This window comes from Rhizobium esperanzae, assembly GCF_002204185.1.
GTDB classification, from domain to species: domain Bacteria; phylum Pseudomonadota; class Alphaproteobacteria; order Rhizobiales; family Rhizobiaceae; genus Rhizobium; species Rhizobium esperanzae.
Window position 1 is genome coordinate 168976 of sequence record NZ_MXPU01000005.1, and the last position, 20577, is coordinate 189552.

The 20577-nt window shown below is 58.0% G+C and carries 19 protein-coding genes; 12 read left to right on the top strand and 7 right to left on the bottom strand.

Annotated features, from left to right (window positions below; translation table 11 throughout):
• The first annotated feature begins 98 nt into the window (after nucleotides 1-98).
• Entirely contained in the window at nucleotides 99-251 is a 153-nt protein-coding gene (locus tag B5E41_RS31635) for a hypothetical protein (protein ID WP_009988813.1), read from the top strand.
• A gap of 254 nt (nucleotides 252-505) precedes the next feature.
• On the top strand, nucleotides 506-820 hold the full coding sequence (locus B5E41_RS09250) for a hypothetical protein (protein WP_088392956.1): 315 nt from the start codon (nucleotides 506-508) through the stop codon (nucleotides 818-820).
• 11 nt (nucleotides 821-831) lie between these two features.
• Here the strand turns inward: B5E41_RS09250 and B5E41_RS09255 are convergent, their stop codons facing one another.
• Nucleotides 832-1848 (bottom strand): NAD-dependent epimerase/dehydratase family protein, encoded by a 1017-nt coding sequence (locus B5E41_RS09255; protein ID WP_088392958.1) that lies wholly within the window; start codon nucleotides 1846-1848, stop codon nucleotides 832-834.
• A 261-nt stretch (nucleotides 1849-2109) separates the two neighbouring features.
• Between B5E41_RS09255 and B5E41_RS09260 the strand changes: the two genes are divergently transcribed.
• Nucleotides 2110-3066 carry an endonuclease/exonuclease/phosphatase family protein gene (locus B5E41_RS09260; RefSeq protein ID WP_088392960.1) on the top strand — a complete coding sequence of 319 codons (957 nt, stop codon included), beginning with the start codon at nucleotides 2110-2112 and terminating at the stop codon, nucleotides 3064-3066.
• Nucleotides 3067-3091: 25 nt separating this feature from the next.
• On the opposite strand, the gene B5E41_RS09265 is transcribed toward B5E41_RS09260, so the two are convergent.
• The 3 genes from B5E41_RS09265 to B5E41_RS09275 form a co-directional block, all read right to left on the bottom strand.
• Nucleotides 3092-3397, bottom strand: a complete 306-nt coding sequence (locus tag B5E41_RS09265; RefSeq protein WP_088392962.1) for a hypothetical protein — start codon at nucleotides 3395-3397, stop codon at nucleotides 3092-3094.
• A gap of 133 nt (nucleotides 3398-3530) precedes the next feature.
• Nucleotides 3531-4958, bottom strand: a complete 1428-nt coding sequence (locus B5E41_RS09270) for a mannose-1-phosphate guanylyltransferase/mannose-6-phosphate isomerase (RefSeq protein ID WP_088392964.1) — start codon at nucleotides 4956-4958, stop codon at nucleotides 3531-3533.
• 40 nt (nucleotides 4959-4998) lie between these two features.
• Complete coding sequence (locus B5E41_RS09275; protein ID WP_088392966.1) at nucleotides 4999-6423, bottom strand: phosphomannomutase; 1425 nt, start codon at nucleotides 6421-6423, stop codon at nucleotides 4999-5001.
• A gap of 231 nt (nucleotides 6424-6654) precedes the next feature.
• Between B5E41_RS09275 and ung the strand changes: the two genes are divergently transcribed.
• From ung to B5E41_RS09290, 3 genes are all read left to right on the top strand, one after another.
• Nucleotides 6655-7356, top strand: coding sequence for a uracil-DNA glycosylase (ung, locus tag B5E41_RS09280; RefSeq protein ID WP_088393249.1), 702 nt, complete (start codon nucleotides 6655-6657; stop codon nucleotides 7354-7356).
• Between the two features lie 139 nt (nucleotides 7357-7495).
• Nucleotides 7496-8428 carry a VOC family protein gene (locus tag B5E41_RS09285; RefSeq protein WP_085860260.1) on the top strand — a complete coding sequence of 311 codons (933 nt, stop codon included), beginning with the start codon at nucleotides 7496-7498 and terminating at the stop codon, nucleotides 8426-8428.
• Between the two features lie 9 nt (nucleotides 8429-8437).
• A complete protein-coding gene (locus B5E41_RS09290) occupies nucleotides 8438-9043 on the top strand; it encodes an alpha/beta hydrolase (protein WP_088392968.1) in 606 nt (201 codons plus the stop codon).
• Nucleotides 9044-9204: 161 nt separating this feature from the next.
• Here the strand turns inward: B5E41_RS09290 and B5E41_RS09295 are convergent, their stop codons facing one another.
• Nucleotides 9205-9447 (bottom strand): KTSC domain-containing protein, encoded by a 243-nt coding sequence (locus B5E41_RS09295; RefSeq protein WP_064804427.1) that lies wholly within the window; start codon nucleotides 9445-9447, stop codon nucleotides 9205-9207.
• A gap of 659 nt (nucleotides 9448-10106) precedes the next feature.
• Here B5E41_RS09295 and B5E41_RS09310 point away from each other — a divergent pair.
• The gene (locus tag B5E41_RS09310; RefSeq protein WP_088392972.1) at nucleotides 10107-10898 is read left to right on the top strand and encodes a metallophosphoesterase; all 792 of its coding nucleotides are present in this window, start codon (nucleotides 10107-10109) and stop codon (nucleotides 10896-10898) included.
• 180 nt (nucleotides 10899-11078) lie between these two features.
• On the opposite strand, the gene B5E41_RS09315 is transcribed toward B5E41_RS09310, so the two are convergent.
• Together B5E41_RS09315 and B5E41_RS09320 are read right to left on the bottom strand one after the other, a co-directional pair.
• Entirely contained in the window at nucleotides 11079-12398 is a 1320-nt protein-coding gene (locus B5E41_RS09315; protein WP_088392974.1) for a UDP-glucose dehydrogenase family protein, read from the bottom strand.
• A gap of 268 nt (nucleotides 12399-12666) precedes the next feature.
• The gene (locus tag B5E41_RS09320; RefSeq protein ID WP_088392976.1) at nucleotides 12667-13266 is read right to left on the bottom strand and encodes a transglutaminase-like cysteine peptidase; all 600 of its coding nucleotides are present in this window, start codon (nucleotides 13264-13266) and stop codon (nucleotides 12667-12669) included.
• A 302-nt stretch (nucleotides 13267-13568) separates the two neighbouring features.
• On the opposite strand from B5E41_RS09320, the gene B5E41_RS09325 reads away from it, so the two are divergent.
• The 5 genes from B5E41_RS09325 (at nucleotide 13569) to B5E41_RS09345 (ending at nucleotide 20329) form a co-directional block, all read left to right on the top strand.
• Complete coding sequence (locus B5E41_RS09325) at nucleotides 13569-14978, top strand: O-antigen ligase family protein (protein ID WP_088392978.1); 1410 nt, start codon at nucleotides 13569-13571, stop codon at nucleotides 14976-14978.
• Between the two features lie 302 nt (nucleotides 14979-15280).
• A complete protein-coding gene (locus tag B5E41_RS09330; protein WP_011426469.1) occupies nucleotides 15281-16492 on the top strand; it encodes a polysaccharide biosynthesis/export family protein in 1212 nt (403 codons plus the stop codon).
• An 85-nt stretch (nucleotides 16493-16577) separates the two neighbouring features.
• Complete coding sequence (locus B5E41_RS09335) at nucleotides 16578-17297, top strand: sugar transporter (RefSeq protein ID WP_088393251.1); 720 nt, start codon at nucleotides 16578-16580, stop codon at nucleotides 17295-17297.
• 51 nt (nucleotides 17298-17348) lie between these two features.
• The gene (locus tag B5E41_RS09340; RefSeq protein WP_088392980.1) at nucleotides 17349-19625 is read left to right on the top strand and encodes a polysaccharide biosynthesis tyrosine autokinase; all 2277 of its coding nucleotides are present in this window, start codon (nucleotides 17349-17351) and stop codon (nucleotides 19623-19625) included.
• Complete coding sequence (locus tag B5E41_RS09345; RefSeq protein ID WP_088392982.1) at nucleotides 19625-20329, top strand: hypothetical protein; 705 nt, start codon at nucleotides 19625-19627, stop codon at nucleotides 20327-20329. Before B5E41_RS09340 ends, B5E41_RS09345 begins: the two co-directional genes overlap by 1 nt.
• The last annotated feature ends 248 nt before the right edge of the window (nucleotides 20330-20577 follow it).

The following is a 20577-nucleotide window of genomic DNA, read 5'->3' on the forward strand; positions in this document are numbered from 1 at the left end:
CAGGTGCCATTCTCAGTGGCTCTGAAAGCATATTGTTTCGCGTTATACGCTCATTTTTTGACACAAAACTGCCTTGCTCTTTCCGTATCGGCAGATCGATGCGTATTCAGATCTATATTATCGCGCTCCTGTTGAGCGCCATTATGTGGTCGATCTCGTTCGATGCGGCGCGAGAATCCTATCATGCCGCCCAAAGTGCGGGATTGATGCCGAACCTGCATATCAACAAGAAGCTGGATCGCATTCTCTAGACTGCGATCAGTGTCCAATCATGGACGATTTGCCGATGCCGCCGTCCGCCGCCGGCCAAGGCATTTTCGTGCCAATCTGGAGGCCCTCCAAACAGAAAATCAAATTTCCTAAAATTTGATCGATCTGCTTAAAAGCCCTGCAAATACTGACGTGTAGAGTGTTCTCATGAGGGCGGCCGAAGCGTGGACAGACGCGTCGATCGCTTGGAGCCGGGCGAAACAAAAGCCCGCGATCCGAAAACGGGGACTTCGAGATGCAGAAAACTCTTGCCGCCATCACCCTGACTTTGGGCATTGCCGCGGCCGCCGGTCCAGCCTTTGCCATCGGGCCTGCGAGCCTCGCGCGCGACCTGATCTACACTTCCGCCATCGGCCATTCGCCTGAAATTCCTTTGACGACGCGCGCCGGTTTCGTGCGGCCGAGCGTTCCTCTCGTTCTGCGCGGCCCGGCTGCCGTCGAGGGTAGGGGTTCTCAGCTCAAGGCCTATTCGCAGAGCCTGAGCGTTGCCATCGGCTATGTATTCTCGGCGGCGGTCGGTGCTGTGGAAGCAGTCACGCTTCTCCGTTAAAGCAACGCGCTTCAGGCATTCAGTTCGCGATGCACGTCGATATACCAGTCGACGAAGGCCTTGACGCCGACCTCCAATGTCGTGTCGGGCTTGTATCCCGTCAGTGCCACGAGCAGATCGGGGGCAGCGAAGGTGCGCGGCACGTCGCCCTTCTGCATCGCCAGCATCTTGCGGATGGCAGGACGGCCGAGCGCTTTTTCCACCGTCTCGACGAAATCCATCAGGCTGACGGGCTGACCGCCGCCGATATTGACGACGCGGAAGGGCGCCTGGCGCGAAAGCGTTTCGATCCCAGCGTCACCGAGCCGATTTTCCTCGCTCGGGGCAATTGCCGACAACCTGACGATCGCTTCGACGAGGTCATCGATATAGGTGAAGTCGCGGCTCATATTGCCTTCGCCGTAGATCTCGATCGGCTGGCCTTCGAGCATGTTCTTGGCGAATTTGAACAGCGCCATATCGGGCCGGCCCCATGGGCCATAAACGGTGAAGAAACGGAAGGCGGTCGTCGGAATCTTGTGCAGATGGGCATAGCTGTGCGCCATCAACTCCATCGATTTCTTCGTCGCGGCATAGATGGTCAGCGGTTCGTCGGCGCGATCGGTCTCGCGGAAGGGGACAGTCGCGTTGGCGCCATAGATCGAGGATGTCGAGGCCAGCATCAGATGGCGAACTTCAACCCGCCGGGCGATTTCCATGATATTCCAGGAGCCTTCGACGTTCGAATGTATATAGGCTTCGGGATTTTCCAGGCTGTAGCGGACTCCGGCTTGCGCGGCAAGATGGATCAGGATGTCAGGCGCGGCCGCGGAGACTGCCGCCTCCAGTACCGGCCGGTCCTCAAGCATTGAGATAACAGGTCGGAAGGCCGGAAACTGAGAGAGTGCCGCATGACGCATCTCTTTGAGCTTGACATTGTAATAAGGCGTGAGGCCGTCGAAGCCCGTCACCTCATGCCCTTCCTGCAGCAGGCGCCTGGCCAGATGAAAACCGATAAAGCCGGCAGTGCCTGTAATGAAGTAGCGCATTCCCACCTTTTTCTCGGCTCCCTGCCGACGGCAAAAGCCGATTCCGTAAAATGGCACCCACTTACAGGATAAAAAGACGCCGAGTCGATAGGCGTTTGAAAGATAGCACTTGATGTGAGGCCGCTGTCATCGTCTCCGGACATTATGCTGCATTGCACCATAACCGCTTGCATGTTATGGGCGGCGGGTCGTCTTGAGCATGATGTCAAAAAGATTGAGCGGTTTTCGGGCGACATCCTGTTCAGGCGGAACCAGGGATTGATGAGAAACATAGTTTATTGGATTCTCTCTGCGTTTCTGACCCTGGCCATTGCGGTCGTGTCGCTGCGCTATCTCACAAATTTCTGGCTGCTCTCCTTCATCTACAGTTTTCAGATCCATCTCGGCCTCACATTCGCCGCCGTCAGCCTCGTCATCCTGGCTGTCAGAAGACATGCTTACGGTTTTGCCCTTCTGCTTGTCTCGCTGCTCCTAACTGCGCATGGCGCTATCATGCTACGTGAATTTGCGGAGGACGACAGGGGAACGGGAACGGTGCCGCTTTTCCGGCTGATGTCGTTCAACGTTGCGATCGATAACTGGAAAAATTCGACCGCCATCGCGGATATGGTGATCGCCTCGAATGCCGATGTCGTCAATCTGCTCGAAGCCAAGCCGCTGACGTTCCATCTGCAGCGATTGTTCAAGGTCTATCCGTATCATATCGGCTGCGACAACGGCAAAGACAGCTGCGATACGCTGGTGCTGTCCAAACGCCCGTTCGTGATCCGCCAGGTCGCGAGCATCGGCAGCTTGCGGAAAGACAGGCTGGTCGCAGCGAGCGTCGATTTCGGTGGGCAATCCGTCAATCTCGTATCGGTCCATCTGACCAAACCCTATTTCGACGATTACCAGATAGAAGAGTTGGACGATCTCAGCAAAGCGCTTGATGCGATCTCAGGTCCGCTGGTGCTGTCCGGCGATTTCAATACGTCGTCGATCGCCCCCAGCATTCAGGCTCTCCTGCGCAAGCAGAAACTGAAGACCATGGCGCCCGAACCGGCGACATGGCCGATCGCCGCCGGTCGGTTCGGAATCGCCATCGATCACATATTCGCGCGCGCGCCGCTTCATCTGACGTCGTTGAAAAGCCTCGACGACAATCTCGGCTCCAACCATTCAGGCCTGATCGCCGAATTCGTCGTCGATAAGAGCGGCGAGACGGCGCCGGCACGATAAACAGGCAAGATAAGCCGGGCCGAAATCAGAATCTGGTTCGGCCGCCCTTGCGGTCGATCATCTGAAAATTCTTGCCGTCAGTCTTCACGTTGACGCAGTCGGTCGACTTGTCGGGAAACCGGACGCAGACCTCGCCATTGTTGATCTTGTAGCCATTCTTGCTGCCCTCGCGATATTCATAGCCGTTGCTGCTTTCTTTCAGCTCCGACGTGCCGGGCAGATGCTGACGGATTTCCGCCTCGCTTGCGGCGCGCATGTTCGCCGTTTGGGCAAAGGCGATTGCCGGCAGCAGGATTGAAAGAGATCCGGCGAGGGCGGGCAGGGTACGCATCAGAGGACATCTCCCGTCAGGTCTGTCGGCTCATTCATTCTACGAGAATCCCGCAAGGGAATTCAACAGGGATGGTGGGCATGCCGGAAGCGCCGCGGGCAAACCTGGCCCGCCGGCCGTTCCGGCGCTTGGCTTACGTTCTTCCGAATTCGTCGACGATGCGGATGATATCGTCCTCGCCGAGATAGGAGCCCGTCTGAACTTCGATGAGTTCGAGGACGATCTTGCCGGGGTTGGCGAGACGATGGACTTCCCCGAGTGGGATGTAGACGCTTTCGTTCTCGCGCAGCATCTGCACATTGTCGCCGATCGTCACCTCGGCCGTTCCCTTTACGACGACCCAGTGCTCAGAGCGATGGTGGTGTTTTTGCAGCGAAAGCTTCTTGCCCGGCGTGACGAAGATGCGCTTCACCTGAAAGCGGTCGCCGTTGAAGATAGAGGTATAGCCGCCCCACGGTCGGTACGATGTCGGATGCGTCTCGGCGAATTTTGCAGTCGCCGAGGAGGAGGCCAGCATCTTGACCAACTGCCCGACATTCTGGCTGTCCTTGAGCGGTCCGACATAGACGGCGTCTTCGCTGGCGATGACGGCGACATCCTCCATGCCTTGGACGGCAAGGTGCACGCCATGCGTCATGACCAGCGAGTTACGGGTGTTGACGACGGTCGTGTTGGCAGCGGCGACATTGCCGTTATCGTCGCGTTTGCCCGATTTCCAAACGGCGTCCCAGCTTCCCATGTCCGACCAACGAAATGGCGAGGGGACGACCGCGGCCTTCGAGGTCTTTTCCATGACCGCATAATCGATCGATATATCCGGGCTCTTGGCGAAATGGTCGGCATCGAGGCGGGTGAAGTCGAGATCGCGGCTTGCCTTGGAAACAGCCTTGCTTGCGGCCTTCAGCACCTCGGGCGCATATTCCTGCAGCTCGGCAAGAAGTTCCGTCACCGGGAACATGAAGATGCCCGAGTTCCAGTAGAAGCCGCCGTCGGCGAGCATCCGCTGGGCTTCGTCCAATATCGGCTTCTCGACGAAGCGGCTCACCTTGTGAGCGCCATTATCAAGTGCATCGCCGATCTCGATATAGCCATAACCCGTCGCCGGCTCGGTCGGGTTGATGCCGAAGGTGACGAGCCTGCCGTCGGCCGCCGCCTCGCGAGCGATGCGGATACAGTCGAAATAGCTCTTGTCGGCGAGGATTTCATGGTCTGAGGCAAGCATCTGGATGATAGTGCCCTTACCAAAGAGGTCGGCGGCAAGCGTCGCGGCGGCAGCGACCGCGGCGGCGGTGTTGCGGGCGACCGGTTCGAGCAAGACGGCGGCGAGCGGGATGGCAAGCTCGCGCGCCTGCTCGGCGACCAGAAAGCGGAACTCCTCATTGGTGACGACGATCGGAGCTTCATAGAGCTCGGGATCGGAAACGCGTTCGAGCGTTTCCTGAAACAGCGTCTTATTGCCAACGAACTGGATGAATTGTTTCGGCGCGGTCGCACGGGAAAGCGGCCAGAGCCGCGTGCCTTTGCCGCCGGCCATGATCACGGGAACGATTTTCTGCGTCATAGGCGGGTTCCTTGAGATAGACGACCTTAATGGTTGCATGTCAGCGGGCTGCTGCCCAGCCTCTTATTCTGTTGAGACCGGCGTGCAGCAGGTCGAGAGCTGCAGGCTCGCTGCCGGCTTCCACGTAGCAGCGCATTTCCGGCGCATTGCCGGATGGGCGGAAATGGATGATCCGGCCGTCCGTCAGCGTCACCCGAAGCCCGTCAATATCGGATTTGGCCGCTACTGCGCCGATCGGCTGCAGGAAAGAACAGAGATTTTCATCCGAGGCACGCAAGTGTTGCATCAGCGCGGCGCTCGTCTCCACCGGGAAATTCTCCAGACGATCGGCAGCGGCGAAGGGCAGCTTATAGGAGGTCGCAATGGCAGAGAGCGGCTGCCTGCGAGCGGCCGCAAGCGACAGGACTGCGAGCATGGGAATAAAACAATCGCGCGTCGGCAGGGCGCGGACGTTCTGCCCGTTGACATCGAAAGGGCTGGCGGTCAGCAAGCCGCCATTGGCTTCGAAGCCCATGACGCGGTCATTGCCAGCGGCCACGGCCTCTTCCATGCCTGTTATGACGAAGGGAGAGCCGACACGGGTGCGCTTGACGGCGAAGGAGCCTGCGGCCTCGATGCCGGAATTGGAGGTGACGGGCGTCACCACTGTGAGAGCTCCCAAGAAATTGGCTGCTATAAGGCCGAGGAGGTCGCCGCGCAGCGGCGCACCGGTTTCATCCGCGACAAGGGGGCGGTCGCCGTCGCCATCGGTCGAAACGATCGCATCGAGCTGGTGCTCGGACACCCAGCGTTTCATCAGCGTGATCGTCTCGTCGGACACGGCTTCGGTGTCGACGGGAATGAAACTCTCCGACCGTCCGAGAGCGATGATCTCGGCGCCGTAATGGGTGAGAACGTCGACCATCAGGTCGCGCGCGACGGTGCTGTGCTGATAGATGCCGATCTTCAAGCCCGACAGCGCGCCTTTTGGGAGCAGCATGGCATTGCGTTCGAAAAAGAGCTGGCGGCAGATCGCTTCATGCTCTTCCATCTTGGCCGGCCCCACGACCGGCGCTTCGCCGCTCCGCTCGATTTCGGCTGCCTCGGCAGTAATGGCTGCTTCGTCCGATTTGTCGATTTCGCCGTCTGGCCGATAAAATTTGATGCCGTTGCGGTCCGCCGGGATGTGCGAGCCCGTAATCATCAGGCACGCAGCCTTGCGTTCGAGGCCATAAAGGGCAAGGGCTGGTGTCGGCACATTGCCGCAATCGAAGATCCGGAAGCCGAGCGCTGTCAGCGCGCCGGCGCAATTCGCCGAGATCTCAGGGCTTGAATCGCGAAAGTCGCGGCCGATCAGAATAACGTCGCCCGCCTGCGCCCTGCCGGTCCGCAGCAGATATTTGCCGAACGCGGCAGCGTAAAGGGCGGAAGCGCGTCCCTTGAGATCTACTGAAAGTCCGCGAAGGCCGCTCGTGCCGAATTTCATGTGAAGACATGCCCCCGATTGTCACAATAGGTTCTACTCACCCCGCCAGTCGGCGTAAATACCGAAGCGGGCATATAGTAAACACCGACGATGACGTCTCGAACAAGCTCTGCAGCCCGCTGCCGACTTTCAATGGGCTGAAGCCGCCGCGAGGAGCGCAGGCATTGCGACATCAGCCTATTTTGTTAGAACCGTATGTCCATTGTTTCGTCCTATGCCGAAGGGTTCCTGATGAGCGATACATCCGTCAGTCTCGATGAGAGCTGGAAGGCCGCGCTGGCAGGGGAGTTTTCAAGCCCCTATATGCAACAACTCAGATCCTTCCTCGTTGCGCAGAAACAAGTGGGCAAGCGGATCTTCCCGAAGGGCAGCGAATATTTCCGCGCTCTTGATCTGACGCCGATTGCCAACGTCAAGGCCGTCATCCTCGGACAGGATCCCTATCACGGACTTGGGCAGGCTCATGGACTATGCTTCAGCGTCCGACCCGGCGTGCGCATACCGCCCTCGCTCGTCAATATCTACAAGGAGATGGAGACGGATCTCGGCATAACGCCAGCGCGCCATGGCTTTCTCGAACATTGGGCAAGGCAGGGCGTGCTCCTGCTGAACAGCGTGCTGACAGTCGAGGAGGGCCAAGCGGCGGCCCATCAGGGCAAGGGGTGGGAACGCTTCACCGATGCCATTATCGGCAAAGTCAATGACGAATGCGAATCCGTCGTCTTCATGCTCTGGGGCTCCTATGCCCAGCGCAAGGCCGCCTTTGTCGATACGGCGCGGCATCTGGTGCTCAAGGCGCCGCATCCTTCGCCGCTTTCGGCACATAACGGCTTCTTTGGCTGCAAACATTTTTCCAAGGCGAATGCCTTCCTCAAGTCTCGCGGGCGGGCGCCGGTCGACTGGCAATTGCCGGCAGATCCTCACGGCGCCTGAAGTGAACGCCCCCCCCGATCTTCGTTCACTAATAATAGACAATGCGTTTTGGTCTCGGGGTCTGTTCCGGAGGCCGGGTGAGGCGCATTTATGATCCATCAAAAGCCCCCGCGAACGGCGGGGAAGAAAGGGGTCTCACATGCTCGATCAGATCAAGGGTCTGCACCACGTCACGTCGATGGCGGAGGACGCCCGCACCAACAACCAGTTTTTCACCCATGCGCTCGGCCTGCGTCGCGTCAAGAAGACTGTCAATTTCGACGCGCCTGATGTCTACCACCTCTACTACGGTGATGAGACCGGTGCGCCCGGCACGATCATGACCTATTTCCCGTTCCCGAAGATGGCGCAGGGCCGGCCCGGAACCGGGGAGGTCGGCACGACGGTATTTTCTGTCCCGCAAGACTCGCTCGGCTTCTGGAGCGACCGCTTCGCCACGCTTGGTCTCGGCGGCCTGAAGGCTGAGGAAAGCTTCGGCGAAAAGCGTCTGAACTTCTCCGGGCCGGATGGCGACGGCTTCGCGCTCGTCGAGGTCAAGGACGATGACCGCGAGCCGTGGACGCATGGCGGCATCGGCGAGGATCACGCTATTCGCGGCTTTCACTCCGTTGCCTTGCGGCTGAGGGATGAAGGCGCCACCGCCGAACTGCTGAAGTTCATGGGCTACGAAGTCGCCGAGGAAAGGGACGGGGTCAAACGGCTGATCAGGCCCGGCGGCAACGGCGCGCACCTCATCGACCTTGAAACCATGCCGAACATTGCCCGCGCGCTTCCCGGCGCCGGCTCCGTCCACCATGTCGCCTTTGCCGTCGAAAATCGCGAAAAGCAGCTCGAAGTGCGCAAGGCGCTGATGGATACGGGCTATCAGGTCACGCCGGTGATCGACCGGGATTATTTCTGGGCGATCTATTTCCGCACGCCGGGCGGTGTTTTGTTCGAGGTCGCGACCAACGAGCCCGGCTTCGACCGTGACGAGGACACGGCTCATCTCGGCGAAGCGCTGAAGCTGCCGCAGCAGCACGCTCATCTTCGCGCCTTGCTCGAGCAGCATCTGCAGCCGCTCGAAGCGTAGGAGGGCGATATGACCGAAACCGGATATGTGCACCGGCTGCATGCCGGTGCACCTGACAAACCTATTCTGCTCGTGCTGCATGGCACCGGCGGCGACGAAAACCAATTCTTCGATTTCGGCCGACGGCTGTTGCCCGAAGCAACGATTCTTTCGCCGCGCGGCGATGTTTCCGAATATGGCGCGGCGCGGTTTTTCCGCCGCACCGGGGAAGGGGTCTACGACATGTCCGACCTCTCACGTGCGACGGAGAAGATGGCGGCCTACGTCGAGGCGTTCGCCGATGAATACCGCGCTTCCCAGATTCTCGGCCTGGGTTTTTCGAACGGCGCAAATATTCTGGCCAATGTGCTGATCGAAAAGGGCATCTTCGACGCGGCGGTTTTGATGCATCCGCTCATTCCGTTTCAGCCCGAGGCCCGGTCGACGCTCGCGGGAAGAAAGGTGCTGGTGACAGCCGGGCAGCGGGATCCCATCGCTCCGGTCGCGATGACCCAGGCGCTATCTGCGCACCTGGAGGGCCGGGGCGCGGAGGTCAGGATAGTCTGGCATGCCGGTGGGCACGAGATCGCGCCATCGGAGATCAATGCGGTTGGCGACTTCCTCGGCGGCTATTGATCTGTGCCAGCACAGTGGCCAAGACATTGAGCGGGACCGGCGAATGCCGGCCCCGCATCGTTGCTGAAACGACGATCATGTCGTCGTTGATCGAAAAATTATCTAAAGCGGGCCGCGATCTTTCAGATTCGCTCCTTGCGCATGTCGTTGCCGCGACATGCTTAGGGGCGATGAGGATATTTGCCTCTTATTGCCTTCATGTAAAAATTCCCCGGTGATTCTGCCATCGTCAAACCGACGACGACGCCTTTGGGAACACCTTCATATTCTCGTCTCTGGCCGTTGGTCAGATAGACCCGTAGATGCCGGCTGTCTTCGTCGTAGCTGATCGCCTCGATAAGTTTCGAATCAACCGCAGTTTCCACTTTGCACCCCGCAGTTTTGGATCTGAGATTCCTGATCAAGAATTGTCATTCACGCTCGCAGCGCACCATATTTAAGCGGCGTCGCAGGGTCGTCAAGCGTGATCTGCTTTAACGTTCATTTTTTCCAAACGCCTCTCGCTATAGTTGATTTATACAGCTTTTTCGGCGGCTTCGCCTGTGGAAAGCCGACGGTTTCGAGTTCTCCCAGCTTTGGAAACGTTGGATGACACAGCTGAAGGTGAAAGAATCTGTCCAGTAGACATAAGCTTAACCGGCAGTTAACCATCATGTACTAAAATACAATCTAATATTAATCGCGATGTCTTCTCAACTATGGATAAGTACAGAACGCCGTTCTCCGCGGCAGCCGTTTTGCTATCGCTGGCGAGCTGCAGCGCTTCGCACCCAGGTGAAGATCACGCCGGAGACCCTTGCGCTTTCAATCGGGAGCTACAAGGATGGCCAATCCTCTTCGCTTGATGTGTTGGACGCGCAGCGTTCCGCCGCGGTCGCCCAGGCGAGCCTGGTGCAGGCGGTTCAGCAAACGGCGAAGGATCATGTCGTTCTGAATATGGCAACAGGTTGCGGCTACATTGTCGACGCCGCGATCAGGCCAACTTCTTATGAACACTGTGATTCGTGCCGTTGCAGCGATAGATGGGAAATCGATCAACCCGCCATGCGGTCGGGTCTCATAAATGGGTTACATGTCTAATTATCTAGGACGGTGGCGACAACAGATACCGATATTGGCCGGCAACCGTAAGCAGCGCGCTCGGCTGAGCTTTGCCGAAGGCGACTTCGCTGCGGTCTACGCTATGAGCGATGTTCACGGATGTTACGACGAGCTCGTCGAGGTGCATCGCCGCATCGAGGAGGACGCAGCACGCATTCAGGGGCCGAAACTCATCGTCATGCTCGGCGATTATGTCGATCGTGGACCCGATTCGAGCGCAGTTCTGGAGTTCCTGAGCAAGAACCCGCCGCCAGGGTTTCAGCGCTCGGTTCTTTGCGGCAATCACGATGCCGAGCTGGTGAAGCTCTATCGCAAACCGGCGGGCATTCTCGAATGGCTGGGTTTCGCCGGGACGGAGACGCTGCACTCCTACGGCATCGATATCGAGCATCTCCTGCAGTCGGCGGCGGGAAACGAAACGATCGCCCGCGTCATTCGCAATATGATACCCGAGCGGCATATCCAGTTCCTGGAATCGCTGCCGATCATGCTGCGGATAGGCAGGGTGGTGTTTGTGCATGCAGGCGTCAGACCCGGCGTCGATCTCAAGAAACAAAAAGACAGCGACCTCATGTGGATCCGGCAGCCCTTCCTGGACGAGGGGCCGCAGCTTCCTGTCCTCGTGATCCACGGACATACTCCGGGGCGAGCCCCGACATTCGGCCCGCAACGCATCGGCATCGACACCGCGGTTTCGGCGACGGGCCGGCTGACCGTACTGACGATCAAGGGGACGCGGGTAGGGCTGCTTTAGAGCCTTCGGATGCAAAAAGGACGCGCTGCGCTCTGAAACTCCGTGTCGTGCTTTCCGAAAAATTGATTCCGGCCTTCAAGCCGATGCGATGGGCGAAGAGAGCGTGGCGCATGCTCCAAAGATAAACGCCGCGGGATTGTGCCCGCGGCGTCAGAAGATTCACAGAGTTGCCAGGCGCTGTCAGGCGTCCCGATAAAGATTGGTGCCGATACCGGTATAGGTAAAGCCGTGTTTGCGGATCTCGTCGCTGCGGTAGATGTTACGCAGATCGACCAGGACCGGAGCGCGCATCGACTGCTTCAGGCGATTGAAATCGAGGGCGCGGAACTGGTTCCATTCGGTGACGATGACGAGGGCATCGGCGTCGGCAGCGGCTTCGTAAGGGCCGTTCGCATATTCGATGTTCTCGATGACCTTGCGGGCATTGTCCATACCCTCGGGATCATAGCCAACGACCTGGGCGCCGGCGTCCTGCAGCGTCTGGATAATGGCGATGGCCGGGCTGTCGCGCATGTCGTCGGTGTTCGGCTTGAAGGTCAGTCCGAGGATGGCGACTTTCTTGCCGCGAATGTCTCCGCCGACGGCCGAAATGACCTTGCGGCCCATCGCCCGCTTGCGGTTGTCGTTGATCGAGATCGTCGTTTCGATCAGACGGACCGGTGCGTCATAATCCTGCGCCGTCTTGGCAAGGGCGAGCGTATCCTTGGGGAAGCACGAACCGCCGTAACCCGGACCGGCGTGCAGGAACTTGGAGCCGATACGGCCGTCGAGGCCGATGCCGCGCGAAACGTCCTGGACGTTTGCGTCGACCCTTTCGCAGAGATCGGCGATCTCGTTGATGAAGGTGATCTTCATGGCCAGGAAGGCGTTGGCCGCATATTTGATGAGCTCGGAGGTGCGGCGGCTCGTGAAGACCAGGGGAGCCTGGTTGAGGTAGAGCGGACGATAGACTTCGGTCATGGTCTCGCGTGCGCGATCATCATTCAGTCCGACGACGATCCGATCAGGACGCTTGAAATCCTCGATCGCCGCGCCCTCGCGCAGGAATTCGGGATTGGAGACGACGGCGACGTCAGCCGAAGGATTGGTTTCCCGCACGATGCGCTCAACCTCATCGCCGGTGCCGACCGGCACCGTCGACTTGGTGACGATGACGGTGAAGCCCTCCACATAGGTGGCAATCTCCCGCGCAGCGGCATAGACGTAGGAGAGATCGGCATGGCCGTCGCCGCGACGGGACGGCGTGCCGACCGCGATGAACACGACGTCGGCGCCACGAACGCTTTCGCCGACATCCGTCGAAAACGACAAGCGGCCGGTGCTGGTGTTTTCAGCAACCAGTTGATCGAGACCCGGCTCGTAGATCGGAATACGGCCCTCGCGAAGGGCCTCGATCTTACTCAGATCCTTGTCGACGCAGATGACGTCGTGGCCGAAATCCGCAAAGCAAACGCCTGAAACGAGGCCGACATAGCCTGATCCAATCATCGTGATGCGCATATTTCCCTCAAATCATTAGAGTAGAACGTCATGCTGCGTCGCAGCATGGCGCTCGTCATACTGAATCTGGGCCAAAAGACAATATCGAAGATCGCTTAATACCCACATCGGAAGTCGCATTGAGGGTGCCGCTGTTTGCTGCCAGGCACCCGCTCGACAGCAAAAACATAGGTTTATGTGGGCGATATGACAAGTCGAGCGGTTCGTGAGAGCCGGCTCGACTTCAATCCTGGAATGAGACGAATTGCTCTATCGGTTGCCTCGGCTGCTACAGCCGGTACCAGACGTACGGGTCCGTTCCCGATTGGATCTTGTCCCAGCGCAGATCTGTATCGCGCCAGTTCTTGATGCTGCTTTGCCTGTTGTCGAGCACCAGGTCGCCCTTGTCGGTTCTGACCACGAGGACGGCGTGCCCTTCGCCGGAAGGTGTATAGGCCGTTGCGATCCGCAAGGCGCGCGATGACCAGCCCATCGCGATCAGCCGGCTGCGCTTGGTCAATGCAAAATCTTCGCAGTCGCCGCTGCGCACATTCACCTTCCAGACATCGCCGTTCAGTTCGTTGCGGGAATCGTTGCGGCCGATCATAGTACGATTGACGGTGGTGTTCACATTCTTCAGCTGCAGCATTTCCTTGTCCGTCAGTGCGATGACCAACAGTCCGTTGTTGTCGCGGCATTCGGCAGGGTTTTGGGCGCAGAACAGCACCTGGGCGAAGGGCGGAACGATCTTTCCTTTTTCCGCGATATAGCTGACCTCCGAACCGCTGGTCAGGCCGCGGGCGAAACCCGCGGGGCCGGCCGCGAATGCAGAGCAGGCATTCCCCGCTGTAAAAGCCAGTGCCAGAAGTGTAACGAAGGTTTTCTTCATCTCTTAATCCCCGTCAGGGCAAGCGATTGAGATCAGGCTTGCCTTTTGGCTCAGTCAATGGCATGGCGATTTAGTGATCTGCCAAGTATTGGGCACAGAACGTCTGTCCCGTTTCTGCTGCTTGAAGGAGCATAAGCGGGGTCCTGTCTCGATTGGCTTAAGCCATTCGCGACAATTTTAACGATGTGGAATTCTGTTGCACTTTAACACGCGAGCGCTTGATCTGCAACTTATGTTAGTACGAGTATATTAACCGTAATGGTTGTGATTGCCTCGTTTTGACTGCTGGTGAGTGAAGTCAAATGTTATCCAGCCTCATCAACAGGCAGATCTTGCGGGAGGCGATTCTCGTTGCCTTCATCTGCCTGGTGATATTGACGCTCATTCCTTTTGGAAGTGTCACACCTTTGCCCTTCGCCTTCGCTGCAATCGGAATGTTTGCTCTCGCCATCGTTTCGGTATTGCTGTTTGCCGAGCCAAGACAAAGCAGGTGGGTGTTCAAGATCGCCTTGCTTTTGCTCGTCGTGCTGACGAGCTGGACATTTATTCAAACGATCGAACTGCCGGCCAATTGGCTGGCAAACCCCGCCTGGGGCGCTGCGCGCGATCTGGCGGGCGTCCAATATGCGGCGATCTCCGTCGAACCGGCGGACACGCTTGCCTCGATACTCTGGGTGGCCCTGCCTTTCGTGACCTTTCTGACCGGACTTATCTTGTGCGATACCGATCAACGAGCGCGGAAAGTGCTGGCCAGCCTGGGGCTCGCGGCGGGGGGCATCGCCGTTTTCGGCCTGCTGCAATTTTCGATGTTTCCCAACATCCTGATCGTCATAGAAAAACACGCCTACCTCGACAGCCTGACAGCCGTCTTCGTCAACCGCAATACCGCTGCGACCTTCCTCGGCCTGGGAACGTTGCTCATGCTGACACTGGTCAGGGACATTGCCCGTTCCTATTCAATCCACCCGCCCGGCGAGCCAGGCCGAAACCTTCTGCTCTTGAGAACGTGGGTCTATGTTTTGCTCCTGTGCGCATGTTTCACCGCGTTGATGCTGAGCCGATCACGCGCCGGAATATTCGCGACCTTTATTGCCGCGCTCATCTATTTTCCCTGGCTTGTCATCAATTGGAACAGCTCGAGGCGATATTTAACACCGGCGCCGAGATGGCGCTCGGTGTTGAAGCTTCTCTCGGCGGTGATTTTCATCGTCCTGTTGCTGAGCATGTTTGCAGGGCAGGCGATTTTGCGCGCGCAGGAGCGGCGGCTCGAGGATGATGATCGTTTCTGTATTCTGCCGGGCATATGGCGTGCCATTTCGGATCATTGGTTAACCGGAACGGGCCTTGGAACCTTTCGCACCGTGTTTTCTGCCTACCGCGATCCGGCCTGCGGCATATTCGGGATCTTTGACCGCGCACATAATTTCTATCTGGAAGGATTTCTGGGGCTGGGAGTTACGTTTCCGGTTGCGACGTTTCTTACTTTCGTAGTGCTTGCGAAGGTTTTCTGGCGCGGGCTCTCCGAGCGGCGGCGCCTGAGGCACTATGTTCTGCTCGGAATAGCGGCGACGGTTCTGGTCGCCCTTCATGCCGCGGTCGACTTTTCGCTGCAAATCCCTGGTTTCGCGGTCTTTTTCTCCGCATTCCTGAGCGCCGTCGTTGCGATCAGCCTCGGCCGCAGTCACGGCGAAACGGATCGCCAATATGTGTGACCGGCCCGCACACAAAGGTTTAAATTAATGGAATTTATGAAGATTTTTCGAAAATACCGATTGATTGAGGGCTGCGGGTTGACTCTTAAACGCAAGAAATTTTATAGCGGACGCAGCCTTTAGATTATTGCCGGCGTCAGAGAGCCGGGCTGAGGCCGTTCGTTTGCTGAAGTGCTCGGCGTTGCCGGGCTGCCACAGTTAGAGAATGATAAACGGCATTCGGTAATTATTGATCAGGGATTGTCTTGTAATTTGTCCGATTGCGGAGCAGTAGCTTCAAGGGCGTCAACACGGGTTATTCTATGGGTTGTTTTCCTGTCGGTAGTACACGCGTCGCCATTGTTGTAGCGCTAACGAGTATATTGGCAAGCTGCACGTCCTTGCCAAGATCCGGTCCAGATCACAAAGATGTCGATCGAGGGGCGGCGGTAAAGGTAACAACGAAGGAGCGTCGCGTCGGTATCGACTACGCCCTGGTTGATCTCAGCAAGAACGTCCTGTCCTATTTCACCTCTCCGCAGCCGACCTCCTTCAAGGGTTTTGGGGGTGGGCGCGGCGGTGCGCCTGAAATTCCGCTCGGTTATGGCGATGTCGTCGAGGTTGCGATTTTCGAAGCTCAGTCCGGCGGTCTCTTCATTCCCTCCGACGCCGGTAGCCGGCCCGGCAATTATATCTCTCTGCCGGCACAGACCATCGATAGAAACGGAACGATCACGATCCCCTATGCGGGTCGCGTTCCGGCTGCCGGTCGCCTGAAGGAGACCGTTGAGCAGGATGTCGAGGATCGTCTGGCCAGTCGCGCAATCGAGCCGCAGGTTGTTATCACCACGACGACCAACCGCTCCAGTCAGGTGGCCGTGCTCGGTGACGTCAACAATCCTCAGCGCGTTCAGATCAGTCCGGCCGGTGAGCGCATTCTCGACGTCATTTCCGCTGCGGGTGGTTTGACGACCAATAACATCGAAACGAATGTGACGCTTCAGCGCCGCGGCAGAACGGCGACCGTCGCCTACAATACGCTGTTGAAAAATCCGGCGGAGAATATCTATGTCGCGCCCGATGATACGATCTCGGTCGATCATGAGCGCCGCACCTTCCTGGCGCTCGGCGCCGCCGGCGTCAGCGGCCGGTTCGATTTCGAAGAGTCGGATCTGACTCTCGGAGAGGCCATCGCCAAGGCGGGCGGCCTGCGTGACGACCGTGCGGATCCAGCCCAGGTCCTGCTCTATCGCCTTGTCCCGAGGAAAACGCTTGCGGCGATGCATGTAGATACGACGCGGTTTGCGGGCGATACGGTTCCGGTGATTATCCGCGCCAATCTCCGTGATCCGGCAACCCTCTTTGCCGCTCAGCAATTCAAGATGGAAGACAAGGATATTATCTATATTTCCAATTCGGACTCTATCGAATTGGTCAAGTTCCTTGACATCGTAAACTCGGTATCGTCCACTGTAGCCGGCGTGACGGACGACGCACGCGATACCCGTAGTGCGGTGCGAGAGCTCGGGCGTTGATTGGGGAAATAGCCGGTGCCGATCGCATACGATCGGTGCTGGTGGCCTGTTTCCGATAGAGGATTTGATGAAGGAAGCCACTTTTATGGCAAGGTTTAGTGTTCATCGTAAACTTGCATATAGCGGAATTTTCGCGGCAATTTTTGTCGGCATGACTTCGAACGCCTTTGCGTCTGCTTGCCTGGGTCCCGCAAATCTCACACCCGCAGACGTCGGCGGATTTAACGCCAATCCCGCTGTTCTGCTCGACATGTCCGATCCCCTGGTTCTGTCATCGCGTGTTCGAGCGCTGGTAGGGAGCAGTAACGACGCCCTATTGCCGGTACTCGAGCAGGCCAAGAAGGCCAATGCCGCACAGATGGCGGCGATCGGATCCGGCCTCGGGCGAGCCGCAAACAGCTGCCAAGTCTCGGATCCGCAGTTCAAACTGGCGATCGAAAAAGCTGTTGCTGAGGCAGCCAGCGCCGATCCCAATCTTGCGCCGCTGCTGACAGCCTTTGCAAAGGTTCTGGCTGAAGGCGCGACGGCGGCGCTCGGTCCGGGCACAGGTGCGCCAGCCGCAGCATCCGGTATCGGCAACACCGGTTCAATCGGGCAGACAGGTCCCGGGTCGGATGACGGTACGCCGTTTGACGGCAGCACCACGACTGCCGGCACGCTGAGGGTTTCGGATACGAACGATGAGGACAGCTCGTCCACGAGTTCGACGACCTCGACGACGATAGTCGTCAGCGCCGGAGGAGCGGGGCAGTCGTCCTCTGATACGACGGAGTCGACCAGTCAGAGCATCCCCGTCACACAATAGCTGGAATTGCCTGTAGATCTTAGCGCTTGACGCCTTTGTTGGAGATCGAAATTGCTGTCACCAGATAAACTTACGCCGCGTATCGACGCTTCCCGCGATACGGGAAACGAAGCTGATTTCATCGATTTCGACAAGCTTATCGCAATCGTTCGCCGGCAGTGGCGGATCGTAGCGGTGTGCGCTTTCGCCTTTGCCATTCTTGGTGTCGTCTATGTCCTGACTGCGGTGCCGGTCTACACAGCCGAGACCAAAGTGCTGATCGACCGCAGTGACAATCAGATGATCAACCAATTGGCGGCTTTCGGCCAGCTGGACGATGACGAGGGCACGGTCCTCAGCCAAGTCGAGCTGTTGAAGTCCGATACGATCGCCTATGCGGTTGTGGACAAGCTGAAACTTGTCGATGATCCGGTGTTCACGGCACAGAAGAACTCACTTTTTTCTGTCGCAACACTGAAATCTCTGCTGAATTTTCGCTCTTGGTTTGCCGACGACGGGGCCGTTGCTCCCGATGCGGAAATGAAGCGGCGATGGGCTGCGGAAACGGTCGCCGGAAATATCGACGTCGAGCGTGTCGGCAAATCCTACGTCCTCGACCTCAGCTATACCTCGCAGTCGCCGGATCTGGCGCGAGAAATCGCCGCCGCCATCGCCGATGTTTACCTGGTCGATAAGCTCAATTCGAAATATGAGGCGACACGCCGGGCCGGCGAGTGGCTGCAGGAGCGAATCGAAGAACTCCGGCAGCAGGCGCTGGACACCGACCTCGCAGTGCAGAAATTCCGCAGCGAGCATGGGCTTGTCGAGGCAGGATCGGGCACTTTGCTCAGCGAGCAGCAGCTTTCCGAGCTGAACAGCCAGTTGATCAAGGCTCAGGCCGAAACGGCGCAGGCCGAGGCGAAATATACCCGCATCAAGTCGATCATCGAAGCCAAGCAGACTGATGCGATCGTGACCGATGTGCTTGACAGCTCGATTTCAAACGACCTTCGAAAGAAATATCTGGAAGCTTCGAAGCTCGAGGCCGAGATCGAGGCGCGGCTTGGTCCCGACCACGTTCAGGCAGTCCGGCTCCGTGCGGAGATGGCCGAATACGAACGGCTTATGTTCGACGAGCTGAATCGCATCGCCGAGAGCTATCAGAGCGAGCTCACGGTTGCGCAATCCCGCGAAAAATCGCTGCGTGACAGCGTTGATAAGGCAACGGGTGTAGCCGCAACGGCGGGCGAGACGCAGGTGCAGCTCCGCGAGCTCGAGCGGACGCGGGATACTTATAAGAACCTCTATCAGAGCTTCCTGGCGCGTTATCAAGAAGCGATCCAGCAGCAGAGCTTCCCAATTACCGCCGCACGTATCATCACCACTGCGGAGACGCCGACGAAGCCGAGCGCGCCGAAAAGAAGCCTCGTCATCGCTTTCGCCATGTTCCTGGGATGCGCGTTCGGTAGCGGCATTGGAGCTTTCCGTGAATTCCGCGACCGCTTCTTCCGCACCGGTGATGATGTCAAGGATATGCTCGACGTCGAATCTCTTGGCGTGATGCCGCTGATTGAGAACAACGTCGACGATCCGACGCTGGTCGATCCGGGTAACCCGCGAAGCATCGCCAGAGGCGGCAAGACCACGACCTATGTCGAGGAGCATCCGCTGTCGGCATTCGCCGAGACGCTTCGCAGCGCAAAAATCGCAATCGATATCAGTGCCTCCGATCAGCGCTGCAAAGTTATCGGTGTGGTTTCGAGCTTGCCCGGTGAAGGCAAGTCGACGACCGCCATCAATTTTGCCAAGCTTTTGGCCATGCAAGGGGCACGGTGCCTGCTTATCGACGCCGATATGCGCAATCCGGGAGCGACGCGGGCCATCGGCCGCCACGCGGAAGCCGGCTTGCTTGAAGCAATCGTCGACAATCGCCCGCTGAAGGATCTCATTCTCCTTGACCCCAAAACAAAGCTCGCATTCCTGCCGACCGTGGCGCGGTATCGCGTTCCGCATTCGTCGGAGCTGCTTGCGTCGCGCGGTATGGATCAGCTTCTTGAGCTTGCGCGTCAAAGTTTCGATTACGTTATCGTCGACTTGCCTCCTCTGGCTCCGGTGGTGGATGCACGCGCCATTAACCCGAAGCTCGACGCGGTCGTGTTCGTGATTGAGTGGGGCAAGACTTCGCGGAAGGTGGTTCAGTCGACGCTGTTGTCCGAACCGGATCTCTATACGAAGTGCGTCGGCGCCATATTGACCAAGGTCGATCCGGCGCAGATGAAGCTCTACCGGACGTTCGGTTCCAGCGAGTATTATTATAAGCGCTATTCGCGATACTATACCGAAAGCTGATGCTCGGCATTCGGCATGTTTCGCGCACGAGAATCGTTTTCCTCATCGTCGCCGTGGTCTTTACGGTGCTGGCCGGCCGAGAACTCTATGCTTCGATAAGGACGGCCAGCATTTCGCTCGTCGCCGAGAGGATAGAACGCGGCGAAACTGTCGCGAACGACGTCACGGCCAGATATGCGGCGCGTACTGTCGAGGTGGTCGAAGAGCACTATTGCCGATCTGACATCGTCGCCGCCGGTGTCACGCTCATTCTGACGCAGCTCGATCGACAGAATGTCAATGTCAACTACGACGCTTGGGCGGCTGCGGCGTCAAATGCGCGTCAATATTTGCGGTATGCCCTCTCGTGCATGCCGACGAACAGCAACTTTTGGCTTCGACTTGCGGCCGTGCAGTCGAAAATCGCAGAAGAGCCGGTCTCTATTGCGGAAATGATGAAGCGTTCGGTCGTGCTCGCGCCCCACGATCAGGGAATGATTTTGTCGCGGTTTTATTTCTGGAATGATTTTACCAGCGTAACCCTTTCCGCTGCAAAGATTGCGCTTGATAGCGATCTCACCACAATGCTGAAACTTGGGGATCGCTGCATGGTCAATGCCGCGATAAAGAAGGTCAACCCGCAGCTCCGCCCGATCTTCGATCGAACTTGGGCGAGCGTAGGAGAGGGGGCGACAGCGCGGTTTCGACAGCGCTGTGGCAGATAATCGTTCTCCGCCATTCCTGAAGAACGTAGCAAGCTTTAGCTGTCTAAACCCGCATCTGAGATGAAATATTGCCAGAGCGGACAAAGCACGTCGTGATAACAATATGCGAGAAATAAAGAGCTAGCGTATAACAGCGTCCTTTACGCGTCCGATAAGGCGCCCGCTAATCAGTGATGCCATCGGCAAACTTCGTGACGGCACTGGTTGACAGCCGACAACGTCCGCCGCGTAAGCAGCGGGCGTTGCAT